Raw genomic sequence first — 20,446 nt, 5'->3', positions numbered from 1 at the left:
CAAACAGACATTTCGGGTCGCAATTTGGGTAGCTCTAACGAAATGAATTGAGCTGCCTTGAATATATTGTGGGGAATATATGACTCGTCAGGGACTTTTTCATTTGCCTTTATTGGCATTGCTGCCTGCTTTGGCTTTGGCAACAACATCATCTCTTGCATCGGCGCAAGAAACACCTGTGCAACTGCGCGACAGCTTCCCGATAGGCACCGGTGGCGGCACATTATGTCAGGTTCAGGACCGGAGTTCCGAAAATCCTGCAAAACAAAGCATTTTCGATCGTAGCTGGACCGTTGTTTGCCGCGATTCCGCTCGCCCGATCGGCAATATCTTTGCTTTTCAATCACCCAAAACCGACGTTCTGGCTCTTGTCGCACAGCATCGCCAGACCCCGGTTTCCTGCGATACGAATCCTGAGGCAGATGAAGTAAGCGGCATTAGCCGGAGCATATGCCAACTAAAGAGCGAACCGGTTAACTACTCGATATTTCAGGAGCAACGCGGCAATGTCACCTATGTGGCAGAGGGCCTCACCGCTTATGACAGCGCGACCATTCTGGCGTTACAATCCATAATGTCGGACAAGATTGTCGAAGGCAAAATCGATGTTGCCTCCACCTCGATCAACGACCCGCTGGCCTTCGCCAGAGCGCAGGCATTGACGCTAAGCCCCAGTCAGGCCTTGGCAGAAGGTTATCGCCGCAATCTTAGCGGCAATTACGCAGAAGCCGCTGCTTTTTTTGAAACATTGCAACAGCGCACCACCGATTCAGGTGAAAAAGCCATCCACCCCGAAGAATTTTACATGAACCGCGCCCTGCAAAAATCCAACCTCAGGGAGTTTGCAGAAGCCGATGCGCTTTTTGAACAAGCGCGGTCCGTGATTTCGGATGATATCATAAGCCAGAAATTGCTGCGTAATTTTGAAGGCATGCATCTGCTGAACCAAGGCCGCTATGATAAAGCGTTGGAGCGGATCAACCTGCCCATAGAGGCCACAGAGGTCCAGCGGGATGCGCTGATATCCGGCCTCACCATCACTACGCCCATTGCAATGCGTATCAACGGGAATAACAAAACCGGTGATCTGCTAGGTTTTGATACCAACCTTCAGTTGAGTGATGAAGAACGTGTCGCTTTGATTGATGCCCAGGCATTACAGCTTATCGGCACCGCACAGCGCCTGAAAGGCGATGTCGACACGGCCCAGCTATCGCTGACGAGCGCCCATAATCGTGCATTATCGGTGCGCAATGGGCGGGTAGTGTCGATCACCCGGCTGCGCGCGCAAATATTATCGGAACTGGCATTGATTGTTGAATCAAAAGGGCAGTTTGGCACGGCAGAGCAGTTGCTCCGCAATGCATTGGAACTGGTTGAGCTGCAATATCCTGAAACACGATCGGTCAACGCAGCCAAGGCAAGACTGGCCAGCTATTTATTGCGTCAGGGCAAAGAAAACGAAGCCCGGCAATATTACCGGGAAGTCGTTGACAGCTCGCTGGGCAAGCGCAATGCCCTTGCCGGTATTGCCAATCAAATGACTCCCTATTTTGAATTGCTGAGCAATGACCCGGATTCTGCCGCCGAGTTTTTCAAAGCCGCCCAGGTTCTGGTCCGGCCGGGCGTTGCGGAAACGCAGGCCGCCCTGTTCCGCGAGCTGAGCGGTGGCACGGATGAAGCCGCCCGCCTGTTCCGGCAATCCAATAATCTTACCCGCAGCATCGAAAGGCTGCGTATGCGCTTCACCGCGCTTGGCAAGGTCGAGCAAACGCCTGAAACGCTCCGGCTGCGCAATGATCTGGCCTCGGAAATTGCTGCGCTGGAGCGCAACCAGCAACTGACCATCGTCAGTCTGTCGGAATTTCCGCAATATCGCGCAGTGGCGGAAAGCTCCATCACTCTCGACGAATTACAGGCAAAGATGCGACCGTCAGAGGCCTATGCCCGCATAGCGGTTGTGGGCGAAGACATCTTCATGTTTTACACGGACAAGCAATTTGCAACCGTCTATAAACCCCGGATAAGTGCCAAAAAGCTGGACCAACAGGTGGACCAGATACGCGCTTCCATTTCGTCCTATGAAAACGGCCAATATGTCACCTATGCGTTTGATATTGAATCCTCCCACGATCTTTACAAGACGCTGTTTAGTCCATTGTCGGAACGGCTTACGAATATAGAGCATCTGGTTTTCGAACCGGATGGAGCCATGCTGCGCTTGCCAATCAATTTGCTGGTAATGGATGATAGCTCCGTCTCAGAATATCTGGAGCGTGTTGAACAGCCGGACGGCGATCCGTTCAACTTTACGGGCGTCAAGTGGCTCGGCAGCGATATAAATATCAGCACAGCCGTGTCAGCACGCAGCTTTGCCGACGCACGCGAGGCGCCGATTTCAAGGGCTTCGCGCCAGTATCTGGGCCTTGGTAACAACCAGCCTGTGCTGGCCAATACCAGCATTGGCGGCGTTCGCGCCTCTACAGAGGGACTTGATGCAGAGTGTAACTGGTCGCTGAACGAATGGAACAAGCCGATCTCGGCTGCTGAACTTGTTCAGGCACAATCACTGATCGGGCAATCGGGTTCCGATATCCTGACAGGCAGCGCGTTTACCGATGACCGGATTCTGGCGAAATCGGATATATCCGACTATCGTATCCTGCATTTCGCAACCCACGGCCTGGTCACCGCACCGCGGCCATCCTGCCCAGCCAAACCGGCACTGCTGACATCATTCGGCGGAAAGGAATCTGACGGGCTATTGGCCTTTGACGAGATTTTCGACCTGAAACTGGATGCGGATATTGTCATTCTTTCGGCCTGCGATACCGCCGGCTATGCCAGCATAGAAGCAACCCGCGAAGCCGGTGTCAGCAGCGGCGGCGGCACGGCACTGGACGGACTGGTGCGATCCTTCATCGGCGCCGGTAGCCGTTCTGTATTGGCTAGCCATTGGCCTGCGCCTGATGATTTTCAGGCTACCGAGCGTCTGATTGGCGGATTGTTCACCGGTGGGCAGGGGCAATCCATTGCCACCGCGTTAAGGCTTTCACAGAAACGACTTATGGATGACCCGCTAACATCCCATCCTTATTACTGGTCCGGCTTTGCCATTATCGGCGATGGAGCAAGACCATTCTTGCCGGGGGAACAGGGCGGCGATGACAACATGCCGGGTCAAACAGTCACTTCTGCCCTGAAATAATGACCAATTCCGATGTCTCTAGCGACCCCGTGCCAGCCAGCCGCAATGTAAAGGCGGAGGCCCGCGGGATATTGCAGTCACTACGCCGCCTGTTCAATCAACTGGGGCCGATCCGCCTTGGATCGACCTTGCTCTTTCTGGTGCTCGCGCTGCTGATGGCGCGGTTCAGCTGGTCAACGCCGCTGATTCAGGATGCCGAGCGTGCTCTGTACGATATGCGGGCCTCTGTCTTTGCTCCGGTAGTCGAAAAAGAAGACCGGATCGTGATGATCGTCTATAACGAGGACACGTTGAAACTGACGGGTCAGCGCTCTCCGGTAGATCGGACAATCCTGGCGCAAGCGTTGGAAACTATTGATAAAGCTGGCCCAAAGTCCATCGGCATCGATATTTTATTCGATATGCCGCAAGATGACGATGAACTGTTAATCTCGTCTTTCGACAAGATGGAAACACCCACTTTCATCGCCTATGCGGCACCCAAATCCAATCGCGAGATTGATTTTGTCCAGCACGAGTTTCTTGACCAGTTTCTCGGCAATCTGGAAAACGATACAGTCAAAAGGACAAGTATCCTCATAGAGACTGACAGCGACGACGTGGCGCGACGCTGGACGGTGCAACCCGAAGGATTGCCACCTTTTTTAGCCATTGCCCTGACCAGGCCCAATCCCGAATTTGCGGCGAATGATGGCGCTATCCGCTATCTGGTTCCTGCCCAGCCGGATATACCTGTGTTCGATAAATTCCCCATCGAAAGCTTTGCCGATCCGGCAACAGCAGAAATATTGCAGTCCTTTATCAAGGATAAATATGTCTTGATCGGCGGTGACTTTATCGACCGCGACCGGTTTGAGACGCCTGTTGGTTCCATCAGCAACTTGCAACATGAAGATGGCAAGATGATCGGTCTGGAAGTCCATGCCCATATGTTGGCGCAGTTGCTCAACAACGACATACCGACCCCGATCCCCGGTTGGGCATTGTGGGTCGCCGCCCTGATTATCGCGGCTGCCGGTGGCATTTCCGCTCTGGCCGTGGGTAATCCGTTAAAGGTCGCGGGCATATTGCTGTCCCAGTTTATCTTCTTTCTGGTCTTCCCGTTTGTCTTGCATAAACTAAACGTCGATACATTAACCCTGCCCGCGTTCGGATGGGCGTTAGGCTGGCTGTTCGGTTATGCCTCCGTTGGCTCAGCGGCAAGAACAGTCAATTCCCAGCAGCGGGCATTTGCACAAAACGCATTGGGCAAATATCTCCCAAAATCCATCGCCGGTGAAATATTACGCGACCCCGAAAAGCTTGCGCTGCATGGCGAGAAACGGCAAATTTTTGCGGTTTTCACCGATCTGGAAGGCTTTACGAAATTGAGCCACGCTATCGAACCGGAAATGGTGGCAAAGCTGCTCAATGACTATCTCGACCGGCTGAGCGATGTTGCGCTGGAATATGGCGGAACGATTGACAAATTCGTCGGCGATGCGCTGGTCTGTTTCTGGGGTGCTCCCCTGTCCTTGCCGGGAGATGGCGAACGGGCCGCCAGAGCCGCTTATGCGCTGTATGAAGCGGGTGAAGATTTCCGCAAGAATGTGCCCGAAGGGGTCCCGCCCATTGGCCGCACGCGGGTCGGAATGCATTATGGTGACGCCATTGTCGGCAATTTCGGCGGCGAAGGCCGTATCCAGTATACCGCCCTTGGAGATGCCATGAATACGGCGGCACGGCTGGAAGCGGCCAATAAAGTCCTCGAAACAAAAGTATTGGTCAGCAAAGAGGCGATGGAGCGCACCGGTCTGGACTGGTACCGGCCGATGGGCAAAATCACACTGCGCGGCCGCTCCACTCCGGTTGAGGTTTTTGAACCGGTACCCGAATGGGAAGAGAAAGACCGGGAAGCAGTGACCGCCGTCATAGCAGCCCATGAAAACGGTGATAATAGCTATGTTCAAGCACTTGGCGCCATGATGACACAATATGGCGAGGATTTAGGCCTTTCCAATTTGCTGAAACGATTAAAAGAAACAAAAAATGGAGAAAGCTATGCGCTCGGTTGAATGTAAAACAGTCAAATCAGGAAAGCTCACCGCAAGGTTGGGCAAAGCTGCGTTGGGAGCATTATTGCTGGTCGGGGTCAGCGGCACTGCCTTGGCGCAGAATATGGTTGTCCGATCCACCGGCCCTTCTGCCAGTTCCTATCCTGCCGGTAAAAAGCTGCCTGCTAACGCGAAATTGACGCTCAAGAATCTGGATATGGTGACAGTCCTTAGCAAAAGCGGCACTCGCGTTTTCAAAGGACCGGGCACTTATTCGCTAAACAGCACCGCCAGTAAGCAGACAAGCAGCACGACACGCCTGGCCAGCTTCATCAGCAATCGCGGTAGCAGCCGGGCAAGAACCGGGGCCGTTCGTAGCGCTGGTGTAGGTGTATCGGATGCCGAACCGCAAAATCCCAATCTGTGGTTTCTTGATGTGACCAAGGGCGGAAAATTCTGCGTCGCCGATGCCAATGCCCTGGTATTGTGGCGTCCGGATTATACCGGATCGGCCACCGCCAGCGTTGTAGAGCCGGTAAACGGCACCGTGACGGAAATCGCATGGCGCAAAGGCAACCCATTGAAAAGCTGGCCATTGGACTCAGCGCCGTTGAAAGATGGTGCGAAATACCAGCTTATCGGATCCAATGTCGATAAATCGGTCGAGGTCAACTTTGTGATGCTGGATGAAGCCCCGCAAAATCTTGACGACGCCGCGGCGGCATTGATTGCCAATGGTTGCCAGAGCCAACTCGATCTCTTGGTCGAAACACTGCAAGATGGTTCTACAGACGGCCAAGGGTAGCATGGAATAGATTTCACGTCCCGATATCGGGCAGCAATGCAGGGGCTGGGACGTGAAAAGAATATATAATATTTCCGGGGGATTGGTCTTGCGGGAAATATGGGAAAACGGGGAAGAATATGTCGCGAGCTCGCGCTGCAAAAAATCTGGTCTTTTTATTATCCGCATCGACAATATTATCCGTTCCGGGCGTTGCCTGGGCGCAATCGTCAGTTGCTGCACCGACGAGAGAAGAAATCCAGCGAGGTTTGCTGGATGAAGCGGAGAGAGGGCAAGCGCAAGCGTTGACAGTCGAAGGCGGTGTCGAGCGAGCCCCCTGCCCCCTTGCCAGTCCGGAGTTCGCGGATGTCAAATTCACCTTGCGGTCTGTTGACTTTAGCGGACTTGAAATGGTTGACGCGTCGATATTGGCCCCATCCTATAGCGGCTATGTCGGTCAGGAAGTGCCCGTCGCTGCGGTGTGCGAAATCCGTGACCGGGCCGCTACGATATTGCGCGGCGCAGGCTATCTTGCCGCTGTACAGGTCCCGCCCCAGACAATTGAAGACGGCAATGTCAAATTTGATGTCCTGCTCGCGAGGATGACATCGGTACAGGTGCGCGGCGATGCCGGGGCGTCCCAGTCGCTGCTCAAGAAATATATCGACCGGCTAACCAATGAGCCGGTATTCAATATCAATGTAGCCGAACGCTATCTTTTGCTTGCCCGTGATATTCCGGGGCTGGACGTGCGCCTGTCATTGCGCCCCGCAGCATCGGGGCAAGCCGGCGATGTCGTTGGAGAGTTTAACGTATCCCGCACACCGGTTTATGTGGATGCCAATATCCAGAATTTCGGGTCCAAGCAGGTTGGCCGCTTCGGTGGCATGCTCCGCGCACGGTTTAACGGCCTCACTGGTCTGGGCGATCAAACTACGGTCAGCCTTTTCTCGACCGCCGATCTCGATGAGCAGCAGGTAGTGCAAGTCGGCCATGACTTTTACGTCGGAAACGATGGCCTGCGTCTGGGCGGCAATTTCACCTATGCGTGGACCGATCCCGATTTGCCGAATAATTTTGATATTGAATCGGAGACATTGGTCGCCGGAATCCATGCCACCTATCCGATCATACGCAGCCAGACACAGAATCTTTTCGGCACGGTCGGCTTTGAACATATAGACCAAAAGACAGAGATTTTCGGCATCCGTTCCAATGAGGATGACCTCAGCATCGCTTTTGCCCGTCTCGACTATAGCGCGGTTGACCCCGCCAGCATATCGGGCCGCAGCGGCTATTCCGGCTTTGAACCGAAATGGGGTATTGCCGCCTCGCTGGAATTGCGTCAGGGGCTTGATATATTAGGGGCCAGCAAAGGGTGCGGACCGGGATTTGTTCGCTGCATAGGGCAAGCGATCATCCCCACACGGGCCGATGGCGACCCCACCGCTTTCGTTGTCCGGGGGGAAGCGCGGTTCGATTATCGCCCTACCCCTTTATTGGCCTTCAGCTTGAAACCGCGCTTTCAATATTCGCCTGACGCCCTCTTTGCCTATGAAGAAATTTCGGGCGGCAATTATACGGTCGGACGCGGCTATAATCCCGGCACGATCATCGGCGATAGCGGCTATGGGGTACAGACAGAGGTCAGCTATGGTTCACTGGCTCCGTCCACGCCGCGCGGAATTGCATGGCAACCTTATGTCTTTTTCGATGCCATGGCGGTATCGAACAAGAACATTTCCGGCGATCCCCAGGAAATTTACTCCGCAGGCGGCGGTATCCGGGCGACGATCAGCCGTCAGGCCAGCCTGGATGTGATGGCAGTCGTGCCATTGAAACGCGGGCCATTCCAGACTCGCCGGGATAGCGCCCGCGCATTGATGAGCCTGACCGTGCAACTTGCACCGTGGTCACGGTGATAGCCGGGAAAAAGATGATGACAAAGACAAGCAGAAACAGCGCGATCAAAGGCAAAGCCATGACAAAAGATACAAAATTATGCGGTCGGACAGCATCTTTCCTTAAATTGAAACTGCTGGCCAGCGGGTCCCTCACCGCGGCCACGATCCTGCTTGCTCTGGCCCCTCAAACGGCATTGGCCCAGGCGGCGTCACCTAGTGGTCATGCGGTAAATGCCGATCCCACATTCACTTCGGGTACGGGCTCATTCATGCCTGATACCACGGTTGATACGGTCTTTGTTGACAGCGGCCAGGTCATACTCGACTGGACTCTTTTCGATGAGTCCGGCACGGGCACGATCAACTTTCTGCCAAGCGATAATAGTCTGGTTTTCGACACTATCAATGGCGGCGATTATACTGTGCTCAACCGTATCGTGCCGACGAATCAAACGCGCGGGATCAGTATCGACGGGAATGTCACCAGCCAGAGCAGCGGGATTACCGCAGGGAACATATGGTTCTATAGCCCCGGGGGCATAATTGCCGGAGCCGGGTCTAATTTTAACGTTGGTTCATTGCTGCTGACAACCAATGCAATTGATACAACCGGCGGTCTGTTCGGTGCCGACGGAGAAATCCGTTTTAACGGTCCGACAGGCAGCACATCAGGGATTACAATCGCCAGCGCAGCACAGATAAATGCGCTCGAAGATAATAGCTATGTCGCCATGGTTGCGCCGCGCATCGTTCAAGGCGGCACAGTTACCGTCAACGGGTCGGTCGGCTATGTCGCGGCGGAACAAGCCGACATCACGATCAACAATGGCCTGTTTGATATTAATGTAACCGTTGGCTCTGAAAGTGGCAGCGGTATCGAACATACCGGCACGACGAGCGGGCCGCCCAGAATCGTGCCTGTCGGATCTCCCGAAGCCGATAACCACACAATCTATATGGTGGCTGTCCCTAAAAACCAGGCCATGACCATGCTGCTGTCCGGTTCCGTTGGTTATATGCCTGCGAGCGCCGCCATAGAGAATTCAGTGGATGGCACTATTATCCTCAGCGCGGGCGGGAGCATAGCAAGCAATGGCTTTAGTAACACGATTGATGAAACCGTCGATCCGACCCGCAACGCCAGTATCAACATTTCCGATGCGAATATCATCAGCGATGTAGAAGCTTTTGCAAATAACGATATCATTCTTGAAGCCACTAATAGTGCGGCGATTACAGGATCGCGAGCCTCGTCATCCTCCATCCAGATGGACCTTACAGCTGGCAACGCAATCCGCATGGAAGCCAGCACTGGCGGCACGATTGACATTGATGGTGGCGCGACGCTCAATGCTATCAACGGAGCCCAGATAGTTGTCGGTGAAAGTTCTTCAATCAACATCACCGAAGAACTGGCCGTAAACGCATTTAGCGAAACACAAGGCGGTATCATAGATATTCTCATCAGCGGCAGTGGCAGCAGGGTGAGCGGGTCCGGAGAGTTGATCGTGGGTAATGAACTCAACGTCAACGCCGGTATAATAGGCCTTTCAGGCAGTGATGCGTCCCTTGAGCAGGGAATCGACACCTTTGGCGGGACGATTAATCTTGATATTACCGCAGGCGGTTTATTGGACATCAACGCCAATGGTGTGAATCAGGTATCCATGTTCGATGTCTCTGCCGCACCCATCATGGGAACTGTCACTGCAGGGGAAGCCACAGGCGGAACAATCAATGTCAATATCAATGGTGCCGGAAGCACGCTGACCAACGGTGGTGCAAGTGACCTGGTTTTCGCCGCAGAGGGAATGAGCGGGAATAATTTTTTCGGTTCATCCACAGGTGGGACGAATAGTGGCGGCACCATCAATTTCGATGTGACTGGCGGCCTGATCAATACCTATTCTCTCTTCGCCCTTACTGGTGCGACAGCAACCGAAAATGGCCGTTTCAATGGCCAGCCCAATCTCGGTGAGTCCGAAAACGGTGCCAATGCTGGCAATATTACGGCCAATTTCACCGATGCCACACTTAATATCACCAATAATCTGGCATTTCAAAATTCAGCCTCAGCAAGAATCCAATATGATGGCAACGGGAATGAATCTGACGGGATTGCAACCGCCGGAGTCCTGAATGTCACCTTTGACAATAGCGACCTGAATGGCGGCAGCCTGTACTTTGAGAAAGATATTGTAGGCAATGGGTCTGCCGGGGATTTATCTCTGAATATAGTCAACGGGTCAAATCTGTCCCTGACTAGTGTTATGCAATTATATGCAGAGGCCCGTGTCAACTCAGAGGGAACCACAACGAACAGTGGTAACATAAACCTGTTGGTTGATAATGCTTCGTTGGATGCCCCGCTTTATTTTCTGGGTACCGGTCGGACTACATGGGCGGCGGCCGATGCGTCAACGGACGGGACAACCGGTTCGATAAATGTCCTGGTTCAAAATGGCGGTAGCATGACGGGCGGAAACTTGTTCGTTGATGCCGGTGCACGGACGTTTACGCAGGGCGGAACAGCCACTGCCGGCGATATCGCCATTAATATTGACGGCGGCACATTAGCCATCAGTGAAGGATCTTTTAGCGGCCCCTCGGTATCGCTTACGGCAAGCGGTTCGGGATACGGCAATATAGATGATGGCCTTGCCAGTGAACGGGGCTTGGGGATCGGTGGTAACATCACCTTTACGATGGACAATGGCGGCACTTTCCTGGCCGACAGTTTCAGTTCGGACACCAGTGGCCAGATTGAAGATTTCTCGGAAGGGCCGATTCTAATCCGTGGTCAGGGCGGAAACGGCGTCGGCGGCCTTACGACATTCAACCTGAACAGTGGTAATTTCACCGTCGGTGAAATGTCGGTGTCGTCCAACGGATTGGGCTCCTTCGGCGGCAATTCTGATCCTATGGGCTTTTCTATGGAACCAGGCGTCGTGGGTGATGGGGGCGACGGACAAGGCGGCGATATCGTTTTCAATATCGGCGGAGCAGATGTAGCTGCAAATAGCATGCTGTTCTCGGCCAACGGATTTGGCGGCGATGGCGGATATGCCAATTTTCTTGACGCCATGGCCGCCGGGAATGCAGGAAACGGTTCTGGCGGGAATATCACCATCAATGCCACCGCCGGAAGTTTAACCGTCTCCGGAAACTTGACCGTGCACAGCAACGGAACGGGTGGCAGAGGGGGTGACGGTGTCAGTGTCAATTCCGGCAACGGCGGCGATGCGCTAGGCGGAAACGCAGTCATCAACATTGAAAACGCGGCAACCCTTTCGGCTCCGCTGGTTAGCATAGCGGCAGTCGCCACTGGCGGCCGTGCCGGTGATGCCTTGTCCGACATCCAGGCTGCACAACCGGCACAGCGGGCAGGTGATGGTGGTAACGCGATTGGCGGTAGCGCAATTTTCAGCAATTTTGGTACCAGCAGCTCATCATCGTCTGTCGAAGTCCTCGCCATGGGTTTCGGCGGGGACGCAGGCAATGATCCCGACGCACCCGTGCGGGAGACTGATCCGTTTTCTCCCCCCCTTCTACCGGCCGGCTATGTTGGTCAGGATGCTGGAAATGGCGGTAGCGGAACCGGCGGGGAAGCAAGAATTACTTTAGGGCAGGATGATAATGGCAATGCATCCTATCAGGTTAATGCCAATGGTCTCGGTGCCAAAGGCGGTGGCGGCAATAGCGGGGGTAACGCCGGGAATGGCACCGGCGGGACCGCGGTTCTAGGCATCACCAACGCGTCAATATCATTAGGTGACCAGATGATTACCGCGACCGGAACGGGCGGCGATGGCGGCATTGCAAACGCCATCCTTGGCGATGGCGGCAATGGCGGTGATGGCTTTGGCGGGATAGCACGGCTGGATGTCTCCGGTGCCGGTGCTGAACTGATCGTAAACAGCGAGTCACTTCCAATATTCAGTGATGGCTTTGGCGGAAATGGCGCTGATGGAGCCAGTAATTCCGGCGGCGATGGAGGCATTGGCGGCAATGGCGGCTCTGCGACCGGCGGCACAGCGGAAATTGCTGTCCGCACTGGAGCAAATGTTACGATTAACAGCGAAGCCTTCACGCTATCCAGCACAGGTTACGGCGGACAGGGCGGACGAGGCGGCGATACCATTTCAAATACCAGCGGTGACGGCGGCAATGGCGGACAAGGTACCGGCGGGACAGCCCGTTTGCTGGCACAAGGCGGCACGATAACCGGCAATGACGTTACGATTGTCACTCTTGGACAAGGCGGCGGAGCCGGTGATTCAGGGCTGGTAGAGATTGCCAATGAAGGCATTAGCGGTGTCCGCGGTGACTACGGCTCTGGGGCAGGTGGAACAGCCATTCTGGAAGTGCAGGAAGGCAGCCCCGGCATCATCACCCTTGGCAATGTTTCCATGATCGCCAATGGTTTCAACGGGTTTGATGATTTAATTCCAACAGACCTTGGTGGCCGTATTGAGATTATTGATACATCCACCGATCCGGCCGGACTGATCTCCCTCGCCTCCCTGGATGCAGAGGTATTGGCCGGCGCGGGACCAGCCAGCGGATTCTTTATGTCCGGCAACAGCGGCACGACCAATGTTGCGGGCGATTTCACGGTCAATGTCGCCGGTGATGTTGTCTTTACCTTTGACGGTGACGGACAGTTGTACGTCGGCGGGGGCACAGACATTAATACACCGCAAAACCTCATCATTACTCACACCAATCGACCAACCGGGCGGGATTCCATTATTTCGGTGGGCGATTTTAATGCCAATATCGGCGGAAGCATCGATGCGATTGCGGATTCCAGTTTACGGTCAAATGCCTCGATCGACTTTATCTCTGGCGGCAGCATCGGCTTTGGTAGTCTCTTCGCAGATTCCAATGTAAATCTGTTGTCTATGGATGGCAGTATCACCGGCGATAGGGTCGGCGGCGATAGCGGCATCAATATTGAGACACCCGGCGTCGTTACCATCGGATCACTGGATTCGTCCGGCGCAGTGGATGTCACAGGAGCGCAAGGCATTGAGCTTCAGACCCTGATCGGCAGCAGTGCTTTTCTCAGCGCCTCTGATGGAGATGTAGCTGTTCGCGCCTTTGCTGGCCTTACAAGTGGCCTGACTGCGAGGGGTCTGAATATATTTCTGAGATCGACCGAGAATTTGGAGGTCGTTGCAGAAGCCACAGATGGCAATATCGACATCGTATCGACCGGAAACCTGGTCACTTACGGCTTAACCGCGGCAGGCGATATTCTGTTTTCCAGCACCGGCGGTTCGGTTACAATTAACGAGATACCGGCACAGGCGGGCGGCGATATAACCATTACCGCCGCGAATGATGCCAATATCGTGACCGGCGCATATGCAAACAATAATCTGTCGATCATCGCTGGCAACCTGATCAATCTTCAGGGGCTGGCGACCGGAACGGCCATTGACCTGTCATCGGCAGATATCAATATCGGATCTTCTGGCCAGCTTGGCACATTCACACAGACCAGTGATGTTTATATTGAGAGCAACGGCGTTAATCAGGCCATTTTGGGCGGCACGGGAACAACCGGCGTGTTCAGTCTTTCCGAAGAAGAATTTGGACGCATCCGGGCCAATCAAAGCCTGTCAATCTTCGTTCAGGCCACCGGCGCTGATACGCCCGATCTGGTCATTCAGGATTTGACCGTGCGGAGCATCGATGACTCCAGTGCAGGGCAAATGACGGAGGCCACGCTCGGCTTTGCCGGTGCGCTGAACATCGATTCCGGTCAATCCACACGGGTTGACGGCAACCTCAACCTCACCAATGCCGTGTCTGAATCAAGCTTGAACATGATCGCACTCGATGACATTCAGATCAATGCCAATGGCGGTGTGATCCAGATTACCGATGGCAATAACGACTTTGGCTCTGTCGGTTTTATGTCACTGAACGCCCGGAATATCTATGCCATGACCGATCAGGCTTTTGACGATATCAACGGTCTTTCACTCAGCGATATTGATCTGCGTCTGGGGGATAGTGACGGCATTGATCTTGACGGCGGCCTGATCCGGGCTGGCTATGCCCAGCTTTTTGTCAGCGAAAATCTGTTCATTCAGAATACTGCGCCGGACGGGGACTTTAACAGTCGCCGGGGCTTTACTGTCGGCAGCCTTTTGACTGGCTCCAGCAACAGCGGCAATAATATCAATATTGTCATCAATGGCGTAATTGACGGTGTATCGGGCGCTGACACCATTGAGCTGACGAATATCGAGGGTCAGTTTGATCCGGCATCGACAGTCAACGGCTGTCTGATTGTCGATCCGACAAGTTGTGGCGCTCCGCCCCCAACGCCGAACCCAAATCCAACGCCCGAAATCCCTGTGATTGACCCGGTACAGGATATTATCGAGGAAGAGATGGATTCTGGCGAAAACGGTTCGTCAATCAATGGTCCGCTTCAAAATAATCTTATCGAAATCAAGGAAGTGGAGGAATTTATCAATGATCCATTGATAGACGCCCCCGTTACCGGAGCCGGTAATGACGACCTGTGGAGCGGTGCAAACGGGTCTGGCAATGATGGCGATGAAGGCGATTGTGAAGATGGCAGCGCAGAATGTGGCCAAACCGATCCAGCCAATTAGATGCACTTGAGGCTGCCCATAAATTGATCGGTTGACCTTTTATGCTGCAAGCCATTAGGCGGTGATCCATGAACGAAACGACCGAAAATATGGCCGCAGTCTCCACAGCTTCCCGGCCGCTGATGCTGTTCAACAGCCTTACCCGCACACAGGAAGTTTTCACGCCTGTTCATGAGGGCGAGGTCCGTGTCTACACCTGCGGCCCCACGGTATATAACTATCCCCATATCGGTAATATGCGGGCCTATGTCTTTGCCGATCTGCTTGGCCGGACATTGAGCTGGAAAGGCTATAAGCTTACCCATGTCATCAATATCACCGATGTCGGGCATTTGACCGATGACGGCGATGCGGGTGAGGACAAGCTGGAAAAGGCGGCTGCCGAACGGGCGCAGTCCATCTGGGACATCGCCAGGCATTATACCGAGGCATATTGGGAAGATATAAAGGCGCTCAACATTCGCCAGCCTGCCCACTGGTCCATCGCGACCGATTATGTTCCGCAGATGATAGAATATGCCAAGGCTATTGCCGACAAACATTGCTATGAACTGGACAGTGGCCTGTATTTCGATGTTTCCACCGTTGCCGATTATGGCAGACTGGCGCGCGCCGCGACCGAAGAAGGCGAAGGCCGGATCGATACGGTGGAAGGAAAGCGCAATGCCGCCGACTTTGCCATCTGGCGCAAAACACCGCCCGGTGAGAGCCGGCAAATGGAATGGGACAGCCCATGGGGGAAAGGCGCACCCGGCTGGCATCTGGAATGTTCCGTCATGTCGGAAGCGTTGCTCGGCCTGCCCTTTGATATCCATACCGGAGGGATCGACCACCGTGAAATCCATCACCCCAATGAAATTGCCCAGAATCAGGCGCACAGCGGCTGCGACCACAGCGGCGCACAATTCTGGATGCACAATAATTTCCTGATCGACCGATCCGGCAAAATGTCAAAGTCATCAGGGGAGTTTTTGCGCCTGCAACTGCTTATCGACAAAGGCATCCATCCCCTCGCCTACCGGTTGATGTGTATGCAGGCCCATTATCGCAGCGAGCTGGAGTTTAGCTGGGATAACCTGATAGCAGCACTCACCCGTCTGAAACGCATCGTCATGGGCGTTGAGCGATTGAAGGAACGTCTTGAAACTGCACAGGGCGCAAAGCCGCCTCACCCCAAAATTGCCGAAATCCGGGACCAACTGGACGCGGCAATCAGCAATGATCTTAACAGCCCTCCGGTCATTCCGTTGCTGGAAGAGTTGCTTTCGCTAAAGAAAATCGACGCCGCGAAGCGAATGGAGTTGTTGCAGGAAATCGACTTGTTGCTGGGGCTAGGCCTTGAAACGCTGACCAGAACTGACCTGCGGTTGCGGCCCAAGTCTGTGTCCATTAGCGAAACTGAGATTGAACAAAAGCTGGATCTGCGCCAACAAGCCAAGAGCGCCAAGGATTTTGCCGCCGCCGATGCGATCCGTGATGAGCTGATGGCCCAAGGCGTCGAATTGATGGACGGCGATCCGCTACGCTGGGAATGGAGCATTAAGATATGACTAAGCCGATTGCAGCACTGTCGACGATGGTTCGCCCGATGATTGAGCCCCACTGCGATGACCTGGATGTCACATGGTTCACCAGCACGGAAGAGGCTTTTGAACTCGCTCCTCATGCAGAAATCGGCTGGTTCGACTTATATGATAAAGAAGTTATGGCCCGGCTGCTGTCCAGCGCGACCAAATTGAAATGGCTGAATAGCATCTATGCCGGGTTAGAGCATTTCCCGCTCGCCCAGTTGAAACAACAAGGCACGATTCTCACCAACGGGGCGGGGCTTAACAGTTCCCCCATTGCCGAATTTGTGGTGATGGGCATGCTTGCCGCCGCCAAGCGATCTGACAAATTGTTCCAGCTTCAACAGCAACAGGAATGGCCGGAACAGGCCCCCGGAACCACCGAATTGGCAGATAGCAAGGCGCTCATCATCGGCTATGGCGGTATCGGCCAACAGGTTGCCAGAAAACTGTCCGGTTTCGACATGACCATAACCGCTGTGCGGCGGACCGCCAGCGATGATCCGGCCGGTATCGGGACAAAAGTGATTGGCACCGACGATTGGCGCGCGCGTATCGGGGAGTTTGACTGGGTCATCGTTTCTGCACCGGCCACTTCCGAAACGCAAAAGCTGCTTGGAAAAGACGAATTTGCGGCGATGAAACCATCCGCATGGCTGGTCAACGTGGCGCGCGGGTCGCTGGTCGATCAGGATGCTCTGGTCCAAGCGCTGAACAGCAAGTCTATCGGTGGTGCGGTTCTCGACGTGACGGAGCCGGAGCCTCTGCCCAAAGGAGATCCGCTCTGGACTGCGGAAAATTGCATTATCACCATGCACAAGTCCGGCGTAGCGCAAACCCGGATGTTTCACCGTGCAGCAGACCGCTTTATCGAAAATTTGAAGCGTTACCGTAACGGCGAAGAAATGATCGCCGCCGCTGATCTGGATCGCGGCTATTAAAACGGGGAAAAATTTATTTATTGAGTCGTGACACAATGTAAAATTTAGCTTATCTACCAGTGATATAGGGGTAGGGATGGCTTTTTTCGAGGGAAAAACCATTTCGTGGTCGTTGCCATAATCTTTAACAATCACTGGTCATAACGATCAGGGGGGAGATTTAACATGACCAAAGCATCTGATTTATTCGTCCAATGTCTTGAAAATGAGGGCGTTGAATATCTTTTCGGCGTTCCCGGCGAAGAAAATCTCGATATGCTCGATAGCCTGTCGCGTTCAAAGAAAATCAAATTCATTCTGACGCGGCACGAACAAGGCGCTGGCTTTATGGCTGCCACCTATGCCCGCCATACCGGCAAAACCGGCGTATGTATGGCGACCCTTGGCCCCGGTGCCACCAACCTTGTCACTGCCGCCGCCTATGCACAATTGGGCGGCATGCCGATCCTGATGGTCACAGGGCAAAAGCCGATCAAGAAGTCCAAGCAAGGACGTTTCCAGATTCTGGACGTTGTTGACATGATGGGCCCGATTACAAAGTTCACGCATCAGCTCGCCTCTGCAGACAATATTCCCAGCCGCGTGCGCGAGGCCTTTCGCCTGGCAGAAAAAGAAAAGCCCGGCGCAACCCATATCGAGTTTCCCGAAGATATAGCGGATGAACAGACCGATTCCGTGCCTATCGCGCCCAGCCTTTCCCGCCGTCCAATTGCCGAAGCCAAAGCGATACGCGCTGCTACGAGCAAAATCGAAAAGGCCAAATCCCCCATTCTTGTCATTGGCGGCGGTGCCAACCGCACGACAACCGGCAGGATGCTGACCCAGTTCATCGCAAAAACCGGTATTCCCTTTGTCACGACACAGCTCGGCAAAGGCGTGGTCGATGAAACCAACAAAGAATTTATGGGCTGCGCTGCGCTGTCCGCCAATGACTTTGTGCACAAAGCCATCGAAGCCGCGGACCTCATCATCAATGTCGGTCACGACGTGATCGAAAAGCCGCCATTCTTCATGACGGACGGCAGCACAGAGGTCATTCATGTTTCCATGAACAGCGCCGAAGTGGACCCGGTTTATTTTCCGCAGATCGAAGTGATTGGCGATATTGGCAACGCCATCTGGCAAATGAAGGAAGATATCGTTCCATCGGGTTCGTGGAATTTCGATGCCATGTATAAAGCCCGCGCCGCCGAAGAAGCGCATACCGCGACCATGGATGACGACATGCGCTGCCCCATCTATCCGCCGCATCTGGTAAGGGTAGTTCGCGAAAGCATGCCTGCCGATGGCATCATCTGCCTCGATAATGGTGTCTATAAAATCTGGTTCGCACGTAACTACAAGGCACGGCAGCCCAATACCGTATTGCTTGATAACGCTCTGGCAACCATGGGCGCGGGCCTGCCCTCTGCGATGGCATCGGCGATGGTCTATCCGGATCGCAAGGTCATGGCGATTTGCGGTGATGGCGGCTTCATGATGAATAGCCAGGAAATGGAAACGGCAGTCCGGCTGAAACTGAATATCACGGTGCTGATCATCAACGACAACAGCTATGGCATGATCCGCTGGAAACAGGCCAATATGGGCTTTCAGGATTGGGGTCTGACATATGATAATCCGGATTTCGTGAAATATGCAGAAAGCTATGGCGCCAACGGCTACCGGATCACCAGCGCGCAAAACCTTCAGGAAACGATCGACAAATGCCTGAATAGCGAAGGCGTGCACCTGATTGATTGCCCTGTGGACTATTCAGACAATGACCGTATCCTTAATAAAGAGATCAAGGAACTGAGCCAAAAGGTGTAACATAAAGGTACAATCGAGAGGCATATGACAAAGCTCAAAGACGTTTATCCCCTTTACCTCAACAATGTCGCAGTCCAGCCGAACGAGGATCTGGAAGTCACGGACAAGTTCACCAACGAAGTGGCTTTCCGGACGGCACGGGCGACGCCCGAGATAATTGAGCAAGCAATTGCCGGCGCGGTGGAAGCAGCCGAACCCATGGCGCGCATGGCAAGCTATGAACGGCAAAATGTGCTGCAACATTGCGTGGACCGCTTCAAGGAACGTTATGATGAACTTGCCTATTCGCTGTGCGTCGAAGCGGGCAAACCGATCAAGGATGCCGAAGGCGAAGTTGGCCGCTTAATCGACACTTTCCGCATTGCCGCAGAAGAAGCAACGCGCAATTATGGCGAGGTCCAGCCGCTCGATATATCCGAGCGTGCCAAGGGCTATCAGGGCATGTGGAAGCGCGTGCCGATTGGTCCGTGCAGTTTCATTTCACCGTTTAACTTTCCGCTCAACCTCGCGGCACATAAAATTGCGCCCGCGATTGCGGTGGGCTGTCCCTTTGTGATGAAACCGGCCTCAAAAACACCGCTTGGCGCGATTATCATGGGCGAGGTGCTCGCAGAAACAGACCTTCCCAAAGGCGCATTCTCGATATTGCCAGCCAGCCGAGACGGTGCGGACCTGTTTACCGTGGATGAGCGGCTGAAACTATTGTCCTTCACCGGATCGCCCGATGTGGGCTGGGACCTGAAAGCCAGAGCCGGGAAAAAGCCTGTAATATTGGAACTTGGCGGCAATGCCGCTGTCATCGTCGATCATGACGCGGATCTGGAAGATGCGCTGGAGCGTATTATTTTCGGGGCCTTTTATCAATCCGGCCAAAGCTGCATCGGCGTCCAGCGGATCATTATCCACGAAGCAGTTTATGACAAGTTCAAAGACATGCTGGTTGCCAAGACCAAGACACTGGTCGCCGGTGATCCCAAAGACCGCAACACATTCATTGGCCCGATGATTTCCGAAGGCGAAGCAAAGCGCCTGCATGGCTGGATCGAGGAAGCCGTATCGAACGGAGCGACCTTGCTTTGCGGCGGGGAGCGCACCGGCAACATGCTGGAGGCGACCCTGCTTGAAAATGTCGACCGGAATGCGGCGGCATATCGTGAGGAAGCCTTTGGTCCGCTGGCTTTATTGTCCAAATTCAGTGACTTCAACGCTGCTCTTGATGAAGTGAATGATAGTAAATTCGGGTTGCAGGCTGGTATTTTTACCCGCGATCTGTTCAAAACTCTGGATGCGTGGGACCGGCTTGATGTCGGCGGGGTCGTGATTAACGACGTGTCATCCTATCGGGTAGACAATATGCCCTATGGCGGCGTCAAGGATAGCGGGCTGGGCAGAGAGGGGATCCGCTTTGCGATGGAGGACATGACAGAAATCCGTAATCTGGTCATCCGCCGGAAATTATAGCGCCCGGCAATATGGAGCCTGAATATCGCAAATTTACATCTGACCCGCTATGCAGCGGAAAATGGTGATGCGGATAGGGTGAAAATCCTAACAGCAAGGT

9 protein-coding genes are annotated in these 20,446 nt (G+C 54.0%); all 9 read left to right on the top strand.

The window, feature by feature from the left end:
• Positions 1-79: 79 nt before the first annotated feature.
• The 9 genes from VIN76_RS05085 (at position 80) to VIN76_RS05045 (ending at position 20,346) form a co-directional block, all read left to right on the top strand.
• Positions 80-3,208, top strand: coding sequence for a CHAT domain-containing protein (locus VIN76_RS05085; protein ID WP_332040736.1), 3,129 nt, complete (start codon positions 80-82; stop codon positions 3,206-3,208).
• Entirely contained in the window at positions 3,208-5,262 is a 2,055-nt protein-coding gene (locus VIN76_RS05080; RefSeq protein ID WP_332040735.1) for an adenylate/guanylate cyclase domain-containing protein, read from the top strand. Before VIN76_RS05085 ends, VIN76_RS05080 begins: the two co-directional genes overlap by 1 nt.
• Positions 5,237-6,046, top strand: a complete 810-nt coding sequence (locus VIN76_RS05075) for a hypothetical protein (protein ID WP_332040734.1) — start codon at positions 5,237-5,239, stop codon at positions 6,044-6,046. The genes VIN76_RS05080 and VIN76_RS05075 overlap by 26 nt, the downstream gene beginning before the upstream one ends.
• Before the next feature lie 119 nt (positions 6,047-6,165).
• Positions 6,166-7,947 (top strand): ShlB/FhaC/HecB family hemolysin secretion/activation protein, encoded by a 1,782-nt coding sequence (locus tag VIN76_RS05070; RefSeq protein WP_332040733.1) that lies wholly within the window; start codon positions 6,166-6,168, stop codon positions 7,945-7,947.
• Between the two features lie 59 nt (positions 7,948-8,006).
• Entirely contained in the window at positions 8,007-14,564 is a 6,558-nt protein-coding gene (locus tag VIN76_RS05065) for a hypothetical protein (protein ID WP_332040732.1), read from the top strand.
• A gap of 68 nt (positions 14,565-14,632) precedes the next feature.
• Positions 14,633-16,114, top strand: coding sequence for a cysteine--tRNA ligase (gene cysS / locus VIN76_RS05060; protein WP_332040731.1), 1,482 nt, complete (start codon positions 14,633-14,635; stop codon positions 16,112-16,114).
• Positions 16,111-17,073 (top strand): D-2-hydroxyacid dehydrogenase, encoded by a 963-nt coding sequence (locus VIN76_RS05055; protein WP_332040730.1) that lies wholly within the window; start codon positions 16,111-16,113, stop codon positions 17,071-17,073. Before cysS ends, VIN76_RS05055 begins: the two co-directional genes overlap by 4 nt.
• A 165-nt stretch (positions 17,074-17,238) precedes the next feature.
• Complete coding sequence (locus tag VIN76_RS05050) at positions 17,239-18,885, top strand: acetolactate synthase large subunit (RefSeq protein WP_332040729.1); 1,647 nt, start codon at positions 17,239-17,241, stop codon at positions 18,883-18,885.
• Between the two features lie 24 nt (positions 18,886-18,909).
• A complete protein-coding gene (locus VIN76_RS05045) occupies positions 18,910-20,346 on the top strand; it encodes an aldehyde dehydrogenase family protein (RefSeq protein ID WP_332040728.1) in 1,437 nt (478 codons plus the stop codon).
• Positions 20,347-20,446: the final 100 nt, after the last annotated feature.

This window comes from Parasphingorhabdus sp. (assembly GCF_036568145.1).
Taxonomy (GTDB): Bacteria; Pseudomonadota; Alphaproteobacteria; order Sphingomonadales; family Sphingomonadaceae; genus Parasphingorhabdus.
The sequence above is the reverse complement of the archived record's forward strand: the minus strand, read 5'-3'. Positions and strand labels throughout refer to the sequence as shown.